The sequence below is a fragment of the Cellulosimicrobium sp. RS genome (assembly GCF_046159675.1).
Lineage (GTDB): Bacteria > Actinomycetota > Actinomycetes > Actinomycetales > Cellulomonadaceae > Cellulosimicrobium > Cellulosimicrobium funkei.
This window is the reverse complement of record NZ_JBJXVU010000013.1, coordinates 51,933-70,238: the sequence shown is the minus strand read 5'-3', so window position 1 is coordinate 70,238 and position 18,306 is coordinate 51,933. Positions and strand designations below refer to the sequence as shown.

At 72.3% G+C, this 18,306-nt stretch carries 11 protein-coding genes; 3 read left to right on the top strand and 8 right to left on the bottom strand.

Annotation, left to right across the window (positions count from 1 at the left end; genetic code table 11):
• Nucleotides 1-439 precede the first annotated feature (439 nt).
• The 8 genes from ACI769_RS18000 to ACI769_RS17965 all read right to left on the bottom strand — a co-directional run bounded on the left by ACI769_RS18000 (nucleotide 440) and on the right by ACI769_RS17965 (nucleotide 15,435).
• Entirely contained in the window at nucleotides 440-4,321 is a 3,882-nt protein-coding gene (locus ACI769_RS18000; RefSeq protein WP_043651983.1) for a DNA-directed RNA polymerase subunit beta', read from the bottom strand.
• Nucleotides 4,322-4,437: 116 nt separating this feature from the next.
• Nucleotides 4,438-7,950 (bottom strand): DNA-directed RNA polymerase subunit beta, encoded by a 3,513-nt coding sequence (rpoB, locus tag ACI769_RS17995; RefSeq protein ID WP_021479867.1) that lies wholly within the window; start codon nucleotides 7,948-7,950, stop codon nucleotides 4,438-4,440.
• A 535-nt stretch (nucleotides 7,951-8,485) separates the two neighbouring features.
• Nucleotides 8,486-8,878 carry a 50S ribosomal protein L7/L12 gene (rplL, locus tag ACI769_RS17990; RefSeq protein ID WP_024840305.1) on the bottom strand — a complete coding sequence of 131 codons (393 nt, stop codon included), beginning with the start codon at nucleotides 8,876-8,878 and terminating at the stop codon, nucleotides 8,486-8,488.
• 113 nt (nucleotides 8,879-8,991) lie between these two features.
• Nucleotides 8,992-9,522, bottom strand: coding sequence for a 50S ribosomal protein L10 (gene rplJ / locus ACI769_RS17985; RefSeq protein ID WP_024840304.1), 531 nt, complete (start codon nucleotides 9,520-9,522; stop codon nucleotides 8,992-8,994).
• 268 nt (nucleotides 9,523-9,790) lie between these two features.
• Nucleotides 9,791-12,361 carry a CHAT domain-containing protein gene (locus ACI769_RS17980; protein WP_396050692.1) on the bottom strand — a complete coding sequence of 857 codons (2,571 nt, stop codon included), beginning with the start codon at nucleotides 12,359-12,361 and terminating at the stop codon, nucleotides 9,791-9,793.
• 11 nt (nucleotides 12,362-12,372) lie between these two features.
• Nucleotides 12,373-14,160, bottom strand: coding sequence for a S8 family serine peptidase (locus tag ACI769_RS17975; protein ID WP_409142050.1), 1,788 nt, complete (start codon nucleotides 14,158-14,160; stop codon nucleotides 12,373-12,375).
• Nucleotides 14,161-14,305: 145 nt separating this feature from the next.
• Nucleotides 14,306-14,803, bottom strand: a complete 498-nt coding sequence (locus ACI769_RS17970) for a hypothetical protein (RefSeq protein ID WP_034653625.1) — start codon at nucleotides 14,801-14,803, stop codon at nucleotides 14,306-14,308.
• Complete coding sequence (locus tag ACI769_RS17965) at nucleotides 14,800-15,435, bottom strand: RNA polymerase sigma factor (RefSeq protein WP_034653623.1); 636 nt, start codon at nucleotides 15,433-15,435, stop codon at nucleotides 14,800-14,802. Before ACI769_RS17965 ends, ACI769_RS17970 begins: the two co-directional genes overlap by 4 nt.
• A gap of 354 nt (nucleotides 15,436-15,789) precedes the next feature.
• On the opposite strand from ACI769_RS17965, the gene ACI769_RS17960 reads away from it, so the two are divergent.
• The 3 genes from ACI769_RS17960 to ACI769_RS17950 all read left to right on the top strand — a co-directional run bounded on the left by ACI769_RS17960 (nucleotide 15,790) and on the right by ACI769_RS17950 (nucleotide 18,254).
• Nucleotides 15,790-16,197, top strand: a complete 408-nt coding sequence (locus tag ACI769_RS17960; RefSeq protein WP_043659485.1) for a DUF4383 domain-containing protein — start codon at nucleotides 15,790-15,792, stop codon at nucleotides 16,195-16,197.
• A complete protein-coding gene (locus tag ACI769_RS17955) occupies nucleotides 16,194-16,748 on the top strand; it encodes a hypothetical protein (RefSeq protein ID WP_144722354.1) in 555 nt (184 codons plus the stop codon). The genes ACI769_RS17960 and ACI769_RS17955 overlap by 4 nt, the downstream gene beginning before the upstream one ends.
• Nucleotides 16,749-16,958: 210 nt before the next feature.
• Nucleotides 16,959-18,254, top strand: a complete 1,296-nt coding sequence (locus tag ACI769_RS17950) for a glycosyl hydrolase family 18 protein (RefSeq protein ID WP_061268501.1) — start codon at nucleotides 16,959-16,961, stop codon at nucleotides 18,252-18,254.
• The last annotated feature ends 52 nt before the right edge of the window (nucleotides 18,255-18,306 follow it).

Genomic DNA, 18,306 nt, shown 5'->3' with positions numbered 1-18,306 from the left:
TCGAGCTACCGGGGCTATCCCCGATGGTGGTCGTGCGGGCTGCTGGAGCCGATCGCACGAGGCACCCGCAGCGCGAGAGACGCTGCAGCAGCCACCTACCACCGGCTCGATGGTCCGGCTCCGGGCCGTGGGCGCGAGCGCGCCACCAGGACCGGGATCCGGAGTGCCCGGGCACTCACATCGGCCCGTCCGGAGACCGCCACGCGGCGGTGTGCGACGATCGCTCGCCCGCACCGTCCCGCCAGGGACATCACGGAGGGCCCGACGGCGCGGGCACGGTTTACCAGGTTACCTGCCACCCGGCAAGGAGTCAAAGGAGCAGGTCGCGAGCACGGCCGCTCCCCCAGGCCCGTCGTCGTCCCGCAGGAGGGACGACGACGGGTGCCCGCCGGCCACCGCGTACGAGGCGCGGCAGCCGACGGGCACCCGTCGTGGGACGTCAGCGGTAGTCGCCGAAGTCCAGGTCCTCGAGCGGGATCGCCTCGCCGGAGCCCATGCCGAGCGCCGGGAAGTCGATCTCGTCGTAGCCGAAGCTCGGGTAGAGCTCCGTCTTGGCCTGCTCGGTCGGCTCGACCTGGACCTTGGTGTACCGGGGAAGACCGGTACCGGCCGGGATGAGCTTACCGATGATGACGTTCTCCTTGAGGCCGAGGAGCGGGTCACGACGACCGCTCATCGACGCCTCGGTGAGCACGCGCGTCGTCTCCTGGAACGACGCGGCCGAGAGCCACGAGTCCGTCGCGAGCGACGCCTTCGTGATGCCCATCAGCTCCGGACGGCCGGAGGCCGGCTGGCCACCCTCCGCCACCGCGCGACGGTTCGCGTCCTCGAAGCGGCCGCGCTCGGCGAGCTCGCCCGGCAGGAGGTGCGAGTCACCCGAGTCGAGCACGGTCACGCGACGCAGCATCTGCCGCACGATGACCTCGATGTGCTTGTCGTGGATGTCCACGCCCTGCGAGCGGTAGACCTCCTGGACCTCGTCCACCAGGTGCTTCTGCGTGGCGCGCGGGCCGAGGATGCGCAGGACCTTCTTCGGGTCCACCGCACCCTGGACGAGCTGCGTGCCGACGTTCACGTGGTCGCCGTCCTGCACGAGCAGACGGGCACGCTTCGTCACCGGGTAGGCGATCTCCTCCGAGCCGTCGTCCGGCGTGAGCACCAGACGGCGCGAGCGCTCCGAGTCGTCGATCGCGATGCGGCCCGAGAACTCCGCGATGGGCGCCTCACCCTTGGGGGTGCGGGCCTCGAAGAGCTCCGTGACACGCGGCAGACCCTGCGTGATGTCGTCCGCGGAGGCGACACCACCGGTGTGGAAGGTACGCATCGTCAGCTGCGTGCCCGGCTCACCGATCGACTGGGCGGCGATGATGCCGACCGCCTCGCCGATGTCGACGAGCTTGCCCGTGGCGAGCGAGCGCCCGTAGCACTTGGCGCACGTGCCGACGCGCGACTCGCACGTGAGGACCGAGCGGACCTTGGCCTCGCGGACGCCCGCGGTGACCGCGGCGTCGATGAGGACGTCGCCCGCGTCGTCGCCGGCCTTGCCGACGACGTTCCCCTCGGGGTCGACCAGGTCGGCCGCGAGGGTGCGCGAGTAGACGCTCGTCTCCACCTTCGGGTGGCGCACGAGCTTGCCCGCGAGCTCCTCGGCGATCGGCAGGGTCAGGCCGCGCTCGGTGCCGCAGTCCTCCTCGCGGACGATGACGTCCTGCGACACGTCCACGAGACGACGCGTGAGGTAGCCCGAGTCGGCGGTCCGCAGCGCGGTGTCCGCCAGACCCTTGCGGGCACCGTGCGTCGCGATGAAGTACTCGAGGACGGACAGGCCCTCGCGGTAGTTGGACTTGATCGGGCGCGGGATGATCTCGCCCTTCGGGTTCGCCACGAGACCGCGCATACCGGCGATCTGACGGACCTGCATCCAGTTACCACGCGCACCCGAGCCGACCATGCGGTACACGGTGTTGCGGTCGTTCGCCTCGAGGTTCTCGCGCATGACCGACGCGACCTTGTCCGTCGCCTGGGTCCAGATCTCGATGAGCTCCTGACGGCGCTCGTCGTCCGTGATGAGACCACGGTCGTACTGCTGCTGGACCTTGAGCGCGCGCTCCTCGTGCTGCTCGAGGATGACGGCCTTCTCCTTGGGCGTCGCCACGTCGGAGATCGCGATCGTGACGCCCGAGCGGGTCGCCCAGCGGAAGCCGGCGGCCTTCAGCGCGTCGAGCGACGCCGCGACCTCGACCTTCGGGTAGCGCTCCGCGAGCTCGTTGACGATCGCCGAGAGGCGCTTCTTGTCGACGACCGAGTTCACGTACGGGTAGTCGACGGGGAGCGTCTCGTTGAACAGCGCGCGACCGAGCGTGGTGTCGAAGAGGATCGGCTGACCCTCCTCCCAGCCCTCGGGAGCCTCGAAGCCGGAGACCGGCGGGACGAGGTCCGTCGTGCGGATCTTCACCCGGGCGTTGAGGTCCAGGGTGCCCTGGTCGAACGCCATGATCGCCTCGGCCACCGAGCCGAACGCACGACCCTCGCCCTCGGCACCCTCGCGGTCGCTCGTCAGGTGGTACAGACCGATGATCATGTCCTGCGAGGGCATGGTCACCGGACGGCCGTCCGACGGCTTGAGGATGTTGTTGCTCGAGAGCATGAGGATGCGGGCCTCGGCCTGCGCCTCGGCGCTCAGGGGCAGGTGGACGGCCATCTGGTCACCGTCGAAGTCCGCGTTGAACGCGGCGCAGACGAGCGGGTGCAGGTGGATCGCCTTGCCCTCGACGAGCTGCGGCTCGAACGCCTGGATGCCCAGGCGGTGCAGCGTCGGTGCACGGTTGAGCAGCACGGGGTGCTCGGTGATGACCTCTTCGAGCACGTCCCACACGACCGGGCGGGCACGCTCGACCATGCGCTTCGCGCTCTTGATGTTCTGCGCGTGGTTGAGGTCCACGAGGCGCTTCATGACGAACGGCTTGAACAGCTCGAGCGCCATCTGCTTCGGCAGGCCGCACTGGTGCAGCTTGAGCTGCGGGCCGACGACGATGACCGAACGGCCCGAGTAGTCGACGCGCTTGCCGAGCAGGTTCTGACGGAAACGACCCTGCTTGCCCTTGAGCATGTCCGAGATGGACTTGAGCGGGCGGTTGCCCGGGCCGGTGACCGGACGACCGCGGCGGCCGTTGTCGAACAGCGAGTCCACGGCCTCCTGGAGCATCCGCTTCTCGTTGTTGACGATGATCTCCGGCGCACCCAGGTCGAGGAGACGCTTGAGGCGGTTGTTCCGGTTGATCACGCGGCGGTACAGGTCGTTGAGGTCGCTCGTCGCGAAGCGGCCACCGTCGAGCTGCACCATCGGGCGCAGGTCCGGCGGGATGACCGGGACGGCGTCGAGCACCATGCCCGTGGGCGAGTTCGTCGTGGTGAGGAACGCGTTGACGACCTTGAGGCGCTTGAGGGCACGCGTCTTGCGCTGGCCCTTGCCCGAGCGGATGGTCTCGCGCAGGGACTCGGCCTCCGCCTCCAGGTCGAAGTCCTGGAGACGCTTCTGGATCGCCGCGGCGCCCATCGAGCCCTCGAAGTAGGTGCCGTAGCGGTCCTGGAGGGCGCGGTACAGCATCTCGTCGCCCTCGAGGTCGGCGACCTTGAGGTTCTTGAAGCGGTCCCACACCTGCTCGAGACGGTCGAGCTGGGCGTCGGCGCGCTTGCGGATCTGCGCCATCTCGCGCTCGGCCGAGTCGCGGACCTTGCGGCGCGCGTCGGCCTTGGCACCCTCGGCCTCGAGCTCGGCCAGGTCGGCCTCGAGCTTCTGGGCGCGGGAGTTGATGTCGTTGTCGCGGGCGTCCGCGATCTCCTTCTTCTCCAGGTCGATCTCGTTCTGGAGGTTCGGGAGGTCCTCCTGGCGGCCCTCCTCGTCGACCGAGGTGATCATGTACGCCGCGAAGTAGATGACCTTCTCGAGGTCCTTCGGGGCGAGGTCGAGCAGGTAGCCGAGGCGCGAGGGCACGCCCTTGAAGAACCAGATGTGCGTGACCGGCGCGGCGAGCTCGATGTGGCCCATGCGCTCACGACGCACCTTCGAGCGCGTCACCTCGACGCCGCAGCGCTCGCAGATGATGCCCTTGAAGCGCACGCGCTTGTACTTGCCGCAGTAGCACTCCCAGTCCCGGGTGGGGCCGAAGATCTTCTCGCAGAAGAGTCCGTCCTTCTCGGGCTTGAGGGTGCGGTAGTTGATGGTCTCGGGCTTCTTCACCTCACCGTGCGACCACGCACGGATGTCGTCGGCCGTGGCCAGGCCGATACGCAGCTCGTCGAAGACGTTGACGTCGAGCAAGTTGTCCTACTTCCTTCGCCTGCCGGGACCGGCCGTGGCCGGCCCCGACGCCAAAAAGACGGTTGGTGTGGGGGTCGTCGGTGGGAGCGGGGTGACCCGCTCCCACCTGCCCGAGATCAGATCTCGTCGACGCTGGACGCCGCGTTGGGGCGGCGCGACAGGTCGATGCCGAGCTCTTCGGCTGCGCGGTACACGTCGTCGTCCGACTCCCGCATCTCGATGGACACGCCGTCGCTCGAGAGCACCTCGACGTTCAGGCACAGCGACTGCATCTCCTTGAGGAGGACCTTGAAGGACTCCGGGATGCCCGAGTCGGGGATGTTCTCGCCCTTGACGATCGCCTCGTAGACCTTGACGCGACCGGGCACGTCGTCCGACTTGATCGTGAGGAGCTCCTGGAGCGTGTAGGCCGCGCCGTACGCCTCGAGGGCCCACACCTCCATCTCGCCGAAGCGCTGACCGCCGAACTGCGCCTTACCACCGAGCGGCTGCTGGGTGATCATCGAGTACGGGCCGGTCGAGCGCGCGTGGATCTTGTCGTCGACCAGGTGGTGGAGCTTGAGGATGTACATGTAGCCCACCGACACGGCCTCGGGGAACGGCTCGCCGGAGCGGCCGTCGAAGAGACGCGCCTTGCCGTCGGCGCCGACCATGCGGTCGCCGTCGCGGTTCGGGATGGTCGTCGAGAGCAGGCCCGTGAGCGCGTCCTCGTGGACGCCGTCGAACACCGGGGTGGCGACGGGACGGCCCGGCTCGGACGTCGCGGCGATCTCGGGGACGTTCTCCCGCCAGGAGAGGTCCTTGCCGTCGGCGAGCGAGATGTCCCAGCCCTGCTTCGCGACCCACCCGAGGTGGGTCTCGAGGACCTGGCCCACGTTCATACGACCGGGGACGCCCAGCGGGTTGAGGACGACGTCGACCGGCGTCCCGTCCTCGAGGAACGGCATGTCCTCGACGGGCAGGATCTTGGAGATGACGCCCTTGTTGCCGTGACGGCCGGCGAGCTTGTCGCCGTCCGTGATCTTGCGGCGCTGCGCGATGTAGACGCGCACGAGCTGGTTCACGCCCGCGGGCAGCTCGTCGCCGTCCTCGCGGTTGAACTCGCGCACGCCGATGACCGTGCCGGACTCGCCGTGGGGCACCTTGAGGGACGTGTCGCGCACCTCGCGCGCCTTCTCGCCGAAGATCGCGCGCAGCAGGCGCTCCTCCGGGGTCAGCTCGGTCTCGCCCTTCGGCGTGACCTTGCCGACCAGGACGTCGCCCGCGCCGACTTCGGCACCGATGCGGATGATGCCGCGCTCGTCGAGGTCCGCCAGGACGTCCTCGGAGACGTTCGGGATGTCCCGCGTGATCTCCTCGGGGCCGAGCTTGGTGTCGCGCGCGTCGACCTCGTGCTCCTCGATGTGGATCGAGGAGAGCACGTCGTCCTGCACGAGACGCTGGCTGAGGATGATCGCGTCCTCGTAGTTGTGGCCCTCCCACGACATGAACGCCACGAGGAGGTTGCGGCCGAGCGCGAGCTCGCCCTCGTCGGTCGCCGGGCCGTCCGCGAGGACGGAGCCGGGCTCGACGCGCTGGCCCTCGTCGACGAGCACGCGCTGGTTGTAGCTCGTGCCCTGGTTCGAGCGGCGGAACTTCGCGATCCGGTAGCTGCCGGTCGTGCCGTCGTCGTTCGCGACGAGCACGAGGTCGGCCGAGACCTCGGTGACGACACCGGGCTTCGTCGCGACGACGACGTCGCCCGCGTCGACGGCCGCGCGCCACTCCATGCCGGTCCCGACGAGCGGGGCCTCGGAGCGGACCAGCGGCACGGCCTGGCGCTGCATGTTCGCACCCATGAGGGCGCGGTTCGCGTCGTCGTGCTCGAGGAACGGGATGAGCGCCGTGGCGACCGAGACCATCTGGCGCGGCGAGACGTCCATGTAGTCGACCTGCGCGCCGGGGACGATCTCGACCTCGCCGCCCTTGGTGCGCACGAGCACGCGCTCGTCCGCGAAGGAGCCGTCGGCGTTGAGCGTCTGGTTCGCCTGCGCGATGACGTGGCGGTCCTCGTCGTCGGCCGTGAGGTAGACGACCTCGTCGGTCACCTTGCCCGCGGTCACCTTGCGGTACGGCGTCTCGATGAAGCCGAACGGGTTGATGCGCCCGTACGACGCGAGCGAGCCGATCAGACCGATGTTCGGACCCTCAGGAGTCTCGATCGGGCACATGCGGCCGTAGTGCGACGGGTGGACGTCACGGACCTCCATGCCGGCGCGGTCGCGCGACAGACCACCCGGGCCGAGGGCCGAGAGACGACGCTTGTGCGTCAGGCCCGCGAGCGGGTTGTTCTGGTCCATGAACTGCGAGAGCTGCGACGTGCCGAAGAACTCGCGGATGGACGCCACGACCGGGCGGATGTTGATGAGCGTCTGCGGCGTGATCGCCTCGACGTCCTGCGTCGTCATGCGCTCGCGCACGACGCGCTCCATCCGCGACAGGCCCGTGCGGACCTGGTTCTGGATGAGCTCGCCGACGGCGCGGATGCGGCGGTTGCCGAAGTGGTCGATGTCGTCCGTCTCGACGCGCACCTCGACGGCCTCGCCGTTGCGCGTGCCCGGGATGCTCGCGTGGTCCGCATGCAGCGCCGCGAGGTACTTGATCGTCGCGACGACGTCCGAGACCGACAGCGTGGAGTCGCTGAGCGGCGCGTCGATGCCGAGCTTCTTGTTCGCCTTGTAGCGGCCGACCTTCGCGAGGTCATAGCGCTTCGGGTTGAAGTAGAAGTTCTCGAGGAGCGCGCGGCCGGCCTCGACCGTCGGCGGCTCGCCCGGGCGGATCTTGCGGTAGAGGTCGACGAGCGCCTCGTCCTGCGTGTGGACGTGGTCCTTCTCGAGCGTGTCGAGCACGGACGGGAAGTCCGCGAACTGCTCGCGGATCTCGGACTCCGTGAGGCCGAGCGCCTTGAGCAGCACGGTCACGGACTGCTTGCGCTTGCGGTCGACGCGCACGCCGACGGCGTCGCGCTTGTCGATCTCGAACTCGAGCCAGGCACCGCGCGACGGGATGATCTTCGCGGAGAAGATGTCCTTGTCGCTCGTCTTGTCGGCGGCGCGCTCGAAGTAGACGCCGGGCGAGCGGACGAGCTGCGAGACGACGACGCGCTCGGTGCCGTTGATGATGAACGTGCCACGCTCGGTCATGAGCGGGAAGTCGCCCATGAAGACCGTCTGGCTCTTGATCTCACCGGTGTTGTAGTTGACGAACTCCGCGGTGACGAACAGCGGCGCGGCGTACGTGAAGTCCTTCTCCTTGCACTCGTCGGCCGTGTACTTCGGCGGCTCGAAGCGGTGGTTGGAGAACGACAGCGACATCGAGGACCCGAAGTCCTCGATCGGGGAGATCTCCTCGAAGATCTCCTCGAGACCCGACGTCGAGGGCACGTCCTGGCGCCCGGCCTCGGCCGCGGCGGCGACGCGCGCCTGCCACGCCTCGTTGCCGAGCAGCCAGTCGAAGCTCTCGGTCTGGAGGCCCAGCAGGTCGGGGACCTCGAGCGGCTCGAAGATCTTGGCGAAGGAGAGGCGACGCGATGCGGTGCGGTTCGCGATGGCGTCGGCGGACGGAGCAGAAGGGGTGCGCGAGGCAGCCAAGAGGGGTCCTTCCCTGCAGATCGAAAGAACGCTGCACCGGCCGGGCTGGACACGATCACCGCCGCCACGACACCTCGCGGACGCGCACGTACGTCGTCGAGGGGGTCGGGGGTATATGAGATCGGGGGCACAGGACAGCGCAAAGCGTGAGCATACCCCAAGAAGGCGTCGCCACACAACCTCGGGGCACACTCCCCCGCCCGGCCCCGGACGCTGCGCGCCTCGCCGGTACTCGCACGGGCCTCGTCGCCCGCCCTCCGGCCCGCCGTGCGGGCCCTGCACCTGCTGCTGTCGACCTCGCTGTCCTGCGTCGTCGACCCGCACATGGTGGCACACTCGTGGCCGTTCCGTGAAGCCGGTGCGCCGACGCCGTCGGATCCCGGTCGCCCCAGGACGCCGCGCGACGCCGCGGGCCGCCCCCGGGCCCTCCTGGCCGCCCGGCGCCGCCCCCGGGGAACGACGAGGCCCGCACCCCAGGCGGGGTGCGGGCCTCGTGCGGCGTGCGACCGGTCCCGTCAGGACGGGACCGGTGCGATCACTTGAGGGTGACCGTGGCGCCGGCGCCCTCGAGGGCAGCCTTGGCCTTCTCGGCCGTCTCCTTGTTCGCGCCCTCCAGGACCGGCTTCGGGGCACCGTCCACGAGGTCCTTGGCCTCCTTCAGGCCGAGGGACGTGAGCGCGCGCACCTCCTTGATGACCTGGATCTTCTTGTCGCCGGCAGCCTCGAGGATGACGTCGAACTCGTCCTTCTCCTCCTCGGCCGGGGCGTCGCCACCGGCGCCACCCGCGGGGGCGGCGACCGCGACGGCGGCGGGGGCGGCGGCGGTGACCTCGAAGGTCTCCTCGAAGGCCTTCACGAACTCGTTGAGCTCGATGAGGGTGAGGCCCTTGAACTGCTCGATGAGCTCGTCGGTGCTGAGCTTCGCCATGATGGCGTTCCTTTCGGTCGGTGCTCGGCAGCGGCCCGGGGCGGGCCTGCCAGAAGCGGGGTGTTGTGCTTGCGCTGCGTCGATCGCGGGACCGGGCGAGCCCGGTCACGGGATCAGGCGGCAGCGCCCTCCGATTCCTGCTTCTGACGCAGGGCATCGATGACGCGGGCGGCCTGGGCGGTGTTCGCGGTGAAGACGTAGGCAGCCTGGAAGAGCTTGGCCTTCATCGCGCCGGCCGCCTTGGCCAGCAGGACCTCGCGGGACTCGAGGTCCGCGAGCTTCGTGACCTCCGCGGCGGTCAGGGGGCGCCCGTCGAGGACACCGCCCTTGATGACCAGCGCGGGGTTCGCCTTGGCGAAGTCACGCAGACCCTTGGCTGCCTCGACCGGGTCCCCGGTGACGAAGGCGATGGCCGAAGGACCCTGCAGGTCGGCGTCGAGTCCCTCGACACCGGCCTCCTTGGCCGCGATGGCGGTCAGCGTGTTCTTCACCACGGCGTAGGTTGCGTTGCCGCTGAGCGACCGACGCAGCTGCTTGAGCTGCGCGACGGTGAGCCCGCGGTACTCGGTCAGCACGGCAGCGTTCGAGTCGCGGAACTTCTCCGAGATCTCGGCGACTGCGGCTGCCTTGTCCGGCCTCGCCATGGCAATCCTTCCGGTGGTGGTACCACCGGCGTCCGTCCCGGAACGAGAAAGAGCCCCGCGCAGGCGCGGGGCTCGCAGTCGCACGCGCGGCGGGGCCGGGCGGACGTCGTCGATTCGCTACCTGCGCTGGCCTCCACCTCGTGGGCGGGACTTCGGTCCGTCACGTCCTGCAGACGGAGTCTGCGGGCAGCGACGGACGACCGGCGGTCTTGGGTACACGCTCATCGTACGGGACGACGGCGCGTGCTCCAAACGGCGGCCCGTGCCGTCAGAGCACCAGCGGGCCGAAGCAGACCAGCGGCACCGGCTCGGGCTCGTCGGCCACGGCCCGGGCGAGCGCCGTCCCCGGCATGGCGCCGTCGCGCAGCTCGGCGTGGAGCGACGGCATGACGCGCGCCGCGACGTCGTCGCGCAGCGGGGCCACGCTCGCGATCACCGCGCGGGCGCCGAGCCGCAGCAGGACGCTCGTCAGGCCGAGCGACTCGCCGCCGATGCGCGGCGTCGAGAGCCCCACCTCGCACGCCGACAGCACGACGACCACGCCGTGCAGGTCGGTCCCGTCGAGCTCGTGCGCGAACAGCGGACCGTCGGCGAGCCGCAGCGACGAGAACAACGGGTTGTCGGTCTCGTGCGTGCCGTGCGCGGCCAGGTGCACGACCCCCGCGGTGCGCAGCCCGTCGACGACGGCCTCGCACGTCGCCTCCTCCCCCGTGAGCGCCTCGGCACCCTCCCAGACGGACGCGACGAGCTTCGCCTCGGCGCCGGAGAAGCGCAGGCCCGGTCCGGCGACGACGAGCGCCTCGTCCGCCCGGCGCACCGGCTCGCCGACGCGCAGGTCCACCCACGAGTTCGCCCACGTGCGCAGCCCGCGCCGCGAGGGCAGCGAGGCCCACGGCAGCGCGAGCAGCAGGTCGCGGGCAGCGACGTGGAGGTCGCCGTCCGCCTCGAGCGGGACGACGAGCGCGTCGTCGAGCGCGGCCAGCGTCCGGGACAGCGAGCCGACCGCGGCCTCGCGCATGGGGACCGGGATGAGCACGTTCGACAGGACCGCGAAGTCCGCGCGCGCACGGCGCACCTGCTCGGCGACCGCCGCGCGCGACGCGAGGCGCACGAGCCGGGAGCCCCGGGCGCTGACGCGGACGGCGAGCACGTCGTCGCCGTCCAGCATGAGGTCGGCCACGACCGCGTCGGACCCGGCGTCGGCCAGCATGGCGCGCAGCCGCCGCTCCGACGCGGGGACCGGGGCGGCGGCCCCTCCCCCGTGCTGCCAGGAGCGCCGTCGTGCGTCGTCCTGGAGGCGCCGCGCCGCCTGGAGGTGGTCCTGCCGGCGCGCGAGGCTGGCCGCGTCCGAGGGCGCCCCCAGCGCGCGGGCCGCCTCGACCTCGCGCCGGGCGGCGGCGAGGAGGTCCGCGAGGACCGGGTCCGCGGGCGGGCGCACGCGGCCTGTCCCGGCGAACGCCGCCCGGCCGCGCTCGACGGCGTCGAAGATCGTCCCGGGGCGCCGGGTGCGCAGCGCCGCCTCGACGTCGACGTTGCCGAGCCGCACGCCGTGCACCGCGGACGCCGTCACCGCGTCCACGGACCCCAGCCGCGCGCGGTGGTCCGCGAGCGCCGCCTGGCCCCGCCGCACGGCGCGGACGCCGGCACGCCGGTCGCCCGCCACGAACGCGAGCTGCGCGAGGACCGCCTCGTGCTGGAGCCGGACGGGGAGCGGCGCGCGGCCGAGCCGCGGGGGCACGGCCCGCAGGACCTCCTGCGCCCCGCGCACGTCGCCCGCGGACACGAGCCACTCGACGGCGAGGAGCTGCGCCGGGACCTTGATCCCGAGGCCCGAGACGCTGCCCAGGGTCTCGCCGTCGTGCGCGAGGTCGAGCGCCCAGGTCGCGTGCCGACGGGCGCGCGCCGGGCCCACGGGTGTCGCGCGGTGCTCCGTGAGCGCCGCCTGGAGCTCCGCGACGCGGGCGCGCAGCACCCAGGGCCTGTTGCCGAGGCGGTCGAACCGGCGCGACGCCGAGCGGGCGAGGCGCCGCGCCTCGGCGTACCGCCGCAGGCCGAGCACGACGCGCGACCGGACCAGCTCGACCTCCGCGAGGTCGCGCAGCATGCGGTAGCGGGAGAGGTGCTCGCGCGCCTCGCTCAGCGCCTCGTCCGCCTCCGTGAGCAGGCCGGCGTCGAGCAGCACCTGCGCGCGGTCGATGAGCCCGACGGCGGCGTGCCGGTCCGGCGCCTGCGCCGCGGCCTCGTCCATGGCGCGCAGGGCGACCGGCAGGTCGCCGCGCAGGTACTCCGCGTACCCGAGGTTGTGCCGGGCCTTGGACACCAGGAGCTGGTCCCCGAGCGCGGTGGCCCGGTGGACGGCGTCGTCGAGGTCGCGGCTCGCCCCCTCGGCGTCGCCCAGCTCGAGGCGCAGGGAGCCGAGGTTGAGCAGCAGGACGGCCGCGTCGAGGGGGCGCGCGTCGTCGATGACCTCGGCCGCCGCCTCCATCTCGTCCAGCGCGGCGGCGACGTCGCCGGTCCGCAGCCGCAGGAGCCCGCGCTGCGACCGTACGACGAGAGCCAGGTCGCGCCTGGCCAGCGCGGCGCCGCGCGCCTCGACCTCGGCGAGCCGTTCGTAGGCGCCGTCGACGTCGCCCGTCAGCTCGAACTCGGCGAGCGCGAGCCCCAGCAGGGCGCGCGCGGCCAGGTAGGCGTCGTCCCGGCTCGCGCCCTCGCCCACGGCGTCGACGTCCTGGACGATCTGCGCGAACGCGCGGCTCGCGCGCCGGTGCTGGCCGCGCGCGTTCACGGCCTGCGCAGCGGCCAGCCGGGCCTCGAGCACCTCCCGGCCGCTGCGCACCACCGCTCATCACCTCATGCGTCGTCACCCGGGGTCGGGACCAGACCCGTCGCCAGGGTAATGGACGGCCACAGCCAGGCGCAGCGGTCCGGCGCGCCCTGGCCGGGCTGCAGGACGCCCGGGTCCGTCGGGTCGTCGGCGATCCGCTCGAGCAGGGACGCCGCGAGCTCGCCCGCGAGGACGGGCGCCGCGAACGACGTCCCGCTCCACGTCGCGAACCCGCCCTGGAACCCCTCGGGGTCGATCGTGGCGCGGTATCCCGGGCCCCACAGCTCCTGCACGTGGCGCGAGGGCGCGACGGCGCCGTCGATCGTGCGCGGGATCGTGGACACGAGGGCCGCGCCCGGGCGGGTGCACGTGATCCAGGGGCCGTCGTTGCTGAAGAGCGACACCGTCCCGTCGGGGTTCTCCGCACCGACCGTGAGGACCGGCGGCTCGTCGAGGAGCAGCGTCACTCCCTCGAGCGGGACGGGCGGCTCCGCCTTCCTGTTGATCCGCGGGGCGAATGCCGCCGGGTAGGTCGGGCGGGTCTGGCCGTCGTTGCCCGACGACACGACGACGATGACCCCGAACCGGCGCAGCGCGCGGATGAGCGCTCCGAACGGGGCGTCGAAGTCCGCGTCCTCCGGGCGCTCGTGGTAGTACCCGAGAGAGAGCACGAGGACGTCGATCGGCGCGTAGCCGTCGCGACCGGCCAGGCCGAGCACGTGCCACAGGAGCACGCGGCGCAGCGTCCGCAGCAGGTCGCGCTCGGGCACGATGCCCGACCCGCCGTAGAGGCGCGGGGCGAGGATGACGGCGTCCGGGCAGAGCTGGTGCACGAGGCCCGCGATGAACGTCCCGTGGCCCGCGACCGGGTCGAGCGGACCGGTCAGGGGCGAGACGGACACGCCGCCGATCTCCGGGTCCTCGTACGGGTACTCCGTCGGCGGGAGGGTCGACAGCGGCTGACCGAGCAGCTCGGGGTCGCGCACGACGATCGTGCCGCGCGTCTCGAGGTCGTCGTCGAACCACGGGTGCTCGCCGACGCCGGTGTCGAGCACGGCGACGACGGGGCGACGGACGCCGTCGCCCGCGACCCACGGCGTGTCCCCCGCGGGCAGCGCACGGCGCGGCACGGGCCCGATCCAGCTCACGGGCGTGCGGCCGCCCGAGCCCGGCAGGGAGTACTCCGCGGTGCCCGCGAAGGGGTGCGGCTGCGTGTAGGGATGGGGCTGGGTGTACGGGTGCGGCTGCGTGTAGGGATGGGGCTGGGTGTACGGGTGCGGCTGCGTGTACGGGAACGGCTGGGTGTACGGCTGGCCGCCGATGAACGGGGTCGGCGCGACCATGTGGTCGAGCGCGAGCCGCGGGCTGTGCCGGTCGTCCGGGCACAGTCGTCCGCTCAGCTCCTCGACGAGGCGCCAGGCGTCGGGGAGCTCCCCCTGCGTGTCGTCGCGGTAGCGCAGACGCACGGAGTAGCCGAACGTGCGGAGCAGGTCGGTCGTCGTCTCCGGGTCGAGGTCGGCCTCGCGCACGAGCTCGGCGTCGTCGATGCTCTCCTGCTGCACCTCCACGCGAAGGCGGAGGCGCTCGGCCGCGCGCTCGAGCCACCGCAGGGAGCGGTTCCCCTCGCGGTCGAACGGCGACTCGGGGATGAGGATCCGGTCGCCCACGTACCAGGTCGGGTGCGGGGACTGCTGCCCGGCGCGACGCTGCGCGGCGACCGGGTCGATCGTGCGGGTGCGCCACTGGAGCCGGCTCGGCCGGTCACCGAAGAAGCCGGGGTCCGCCGCGGCGGGGGGTTCAGGGGTCTCGCTCACGTGCTCCTCCTCGGGAGATGACGTTCGTCCGGTGCCGCGCGCGTCGTCGTCGACGGGCGGCCGCCCGCGCACCGCTGCGCGGGGAAGGGTTGCTGGTGGTCCTGCGGTCGGTGGGCCGCGGGCGTCGCCCGCGGCCCACCGGGTGCTAGAGCTCGACGACCGGCGTGCTCACGGCACCGCCGGCGCCGTCGGCGCGGCGGACCACGAGGCTCGCCGGGCCGCGGTCGACGGCCTCGAAGACGAAGCGGCCGTCGTCGTCGCTCGTCGTCTCGCTCACCACGCCGGGGCGGTGCAGCTCGACGCGCAGCGCCGTCGCGGGGGCGGCCCAGCCGTCGATCCGGATGCGGCCGTCGTCCGTCGGGGACAGCGAGATCATCACCGTGACGGACTCGGACGTGAACGTGATCGTGCGCGCCTCGACGGGCGGCGCGTCGCCGCGCACGGACGTCGCGGGGGCCTGGACGTACTCCAGCTCCATGACCTCGGCCTCGAGCCCGGCGAGCGTGATCGCGAAGAGCGACCGCTCGACGAGGCCGTCCGGGACGGGGTCGATCTCCTCGGCGATCCGCGCGAGGTCGGCCAGGAGGGCGAGGTCGACGGCGTCGAGCGGCTCGTCGGGGCTGTGCGTCGGCTCGGTGCTCATGATGCTTCCCACGGTTCCCCCTGGTCGTCGATGATGTCGCGCAGCTTGGCGAGGCAGCGGCCCCGCGTGGAGCCGATGCTCCCGACGGGCATGCCGATGGCGGCCGAGATGGCCTTGTAGTCCGGACGGTCGGCGAGCGACACGAGGTGCAGGAGCTGGCGGCAGCGTTCCGGCAGCCGGTCGAGCGCGGCCCAGAGGGAGCGGTCGCGCTCGTTGCGGAGCACCTCGACGTCCGGCGTCGGGTCGCCCGACGGGAGCTCGGGGACGCCCTCGTCGGTGTCGTCCGGGAGCTCGGTGCGCCGTCGGGCCTCGTCGCGGTGCTTGCGCACGGCCTCCCAGGCCGCGCGCTTGGCCGTGATGAGCAGCCACTTGAGGACGGCGTGCGGCTCCTTGATGGTCATCGCGTTGCGCACGAGCGCGACCCACACCGTCTGGACGAGGTCGTCGGCCTGCTCGCGCTCGACGCCCTGCGCGCGCACCGTGTGCCACAGGAGGGGGGACGCCTCGCGGACGAAGTCCCCGAGCGCCTCCGGGCGGCCGTCGCGGTACTCCAGGAGCGCGAACGCACCCCGGTCCCCCAGGCTGAGGCCCGGTTCGCCGGTGTCGGCCACCTCGTCGGTCGTTCTGGTCATGGGGCGCACTGTCCTCGGCACGCTCGTCCGGTCAGGCATCAGCGGGGGGTCCCCGGAAGCGCCTGATTCTACGGCCGGGCCGGTGGGGTCGACAACCATCGTCACTGGTCACACCCCTCCCGGCTCGTGCGGTTGCGTCGCATCTCGTCCCTCCGGCACACGGGCGGGAGCGTCTGGTCGGCGCTCCTCCACCCGGACGAGAGGGGCGGACCGCCCGTCTGATACATCGCGGCCGGCTCCGTCCGGAGCGATCCCGGCCCGAGACCCGCACCGGCGGACCCGTCCAGATCGCGCACCGCTCCGAACCCGGGGCGACGCGCGGAGAGGCCGCGCGACCACCGAGCGGAGACCACCATGACCTCGTCCCCGAACCGCCTGCTCGCAGCCGTCTTCGGCACCGTCTACCTGCTGGTCGGCCTCGCCGGCTTCGTCGTGACGTCGGGGGTCGGCTTCGCCGCCACCGAGGGCCGCAACCTCCTGCTGTTCGAGGTGAACCCCCTGCACAACATCGTCCACCTCGGCATCGGGGCGGCGCTGCTGCTCGCGTCGCGCAGCGTCCGGGCCGCGCGCGGCACGAACGTCGCGATCGGCGCGGTGTACCTCCTCGTCGGCGTGGTGGGGCTGTTCCTCGTCGACACCGGCGCCAACATCATCGCGCTCAACGGCGCCGACAACGTGCTCCACCTCGCCAGCGCGCTGCTGCTCCTCGGCGTCGGGCTCGCCGCGGACCGCGAGGACGCGGGCCGCACCGTCACGGCATGACGACGCCCGTCCCGACCCGCCGCGTCGGCGCCGCGCTCGCGCTGCTCGGCGCCGGGATCGTCGACCTCGGGCTCGTCCGGGGCGCGTTCCCGGCGCCGTCCGGCCTGCTCGCGCTGGCCACCGGGGCCGGGGAGCTCGTCGTCGCGCTCGTGCTCCTCGCCCGCGGACCGCGGCCCGGTCGCGCGACGGCGGTCCCGCGCGTCGGGATCGCCCTGCTCCTCGTCGCGACCGTCGCGGGGATGGCCGTGCCCGTCGCGTCCGGCGTGCCGCTCTCCGCGGGTGCGGCCGCCGCGGCCGCCCTGCGGGTCGCGACGGCGTGCGTCCTCGCCCGCCCGGCGCGCGTCCCCGCCGACGGCCCGCCGGCGCGCGCCGGGGCGCGGCTCGTCGCGCTGTTCTCAGTGTCCGTCGTGGTCGCCGCCGTCGCGACGTTCGGTCTCGGCGGGACCGACGCCGCGCGGCACGCCGTCCCGCACGGGTCCCACCTGCCCACCCTGGGGCACCTGCCGGGTCACGGCCAGGCCCACGACGGCGGCCCCGGCACCGCGCCGTGAGGGCCCGACGGCGGCTGCGCCCGGAGCGGCGCCACGCCTCCCGGAGGGTACGAGTTCTCCCGTAACCGCGGGGCCCGAAGTTCCGGGGAATCCCTCATGCCGCGCGGCGGGCACCGGGCCTAGCGTCGGGAGCGACCCCTGCACCCACACCGCGGGTGCGGACCGGCGAGGCGCGACGACGCGCCCCGCCCGAGCACGAGGAGCACCTCCGTGAGAACAGTCCTCCCCGGCCGCACGCGCGGCCTCACCGGGCGCGCGCTGCGCGCCCTCGCCTCCGTCGTCGCCGCGGCGACCGTCGTCGCGGGCGGCGCGCTCGCCGCCGCGCCCGCGACCGCCGCGGCGCCGTCCGCCGCCCCCGCCGCTCCCGTGAGCGCCGCCGCGCCGTCGGGCAGCACGCAGTGGCTCACCGGCTACTGGCACAACTTCGACAACGGCTCCGTGACGATGCGCCTGTCCGAGGTCCCCCAGGCGTACAATCTCGTGGCGATCGCGTTCGCGGACAACCTCGCCGGGACCCCCGGCGGCATCACGTTCAACCTCGCGAGCGCGGAGCTCGGCGGCTACACCGAGGCCCAGTTCAAGGCCGACGTCGCGGCCATCCGGGCCCAGGGCCGCAAGGTCGTCATCTCCGTGGGCGGCGAGAAGGGGAACGTCATCGTCTCGAACGCGACCGAGGCGAAGAACTTCGCCGACACCACGTACGCGCTCATGCAGAAGTACGGGTTCGACGGCGTCGACATCGACCTCGAGCACGGCATCAACGCCACGTACATGTCGAGCGCGCTCCACCAGCTCGCGGCGAAGGTCGGTCCGAGCCTGATCCTCACCATGGCGCCGCAGACGATCGACTACCAGGCGACGAGCATGGGGTACTACCAGCTCACCCTCGCGATCAAGGACATCCTCACGATCGTCAACACCCAGTACTACAACTCCGGCTCGATGATGGGCTGCAACCAGCAGGTCTACTCGCAGGGCACGGTCGACTTCCTCACCGCGCTCACCTGCATCCAGCTCGAGATGGGCCTGCGCCCCGACCAGGTGGGCATCGGCGTCCCGGCCGTGCCGCGCGCCGCGGGCGGCGGCTACCAGCCGCTCGCGAACGTCGTCAAGGCCGTCGACTGCCTCGAGGTCGGCACCGGCTGCGGCGCCTTCAAGCCCGCGAAGCCGTACGGCAAGATCGGCGGCGTCATGACCTGGTCGATCAACTGGGACAAGACCAACGGCTACCAGGTCGCGTCCGTGATCGGCGGCCGCCTCGCGAGCGGTCCGACCACGCCCACGGAGCCGACCAACCCCACCGAGCCGACCAACCCCACCAACCCGACGAACCCCACCAACCCCGGGACCTGCACCGCGACCGCGTGGTCGGCCTCCGCCGTCTACACCGGTGGCGCCCGCGTCTCCCACCAGGGCCGCACCTACGAGGCCAAGTGGTGGACCACCAACGAGAACCCCGCGCAGAGCGGGCAGTGGGGCGTCTGGAAGGACCTCGGCGCCTGCTGACCCGGCCGGCACGCCCTCTGGCGACCTGCTGAGACGACGACGGCGCGGCACC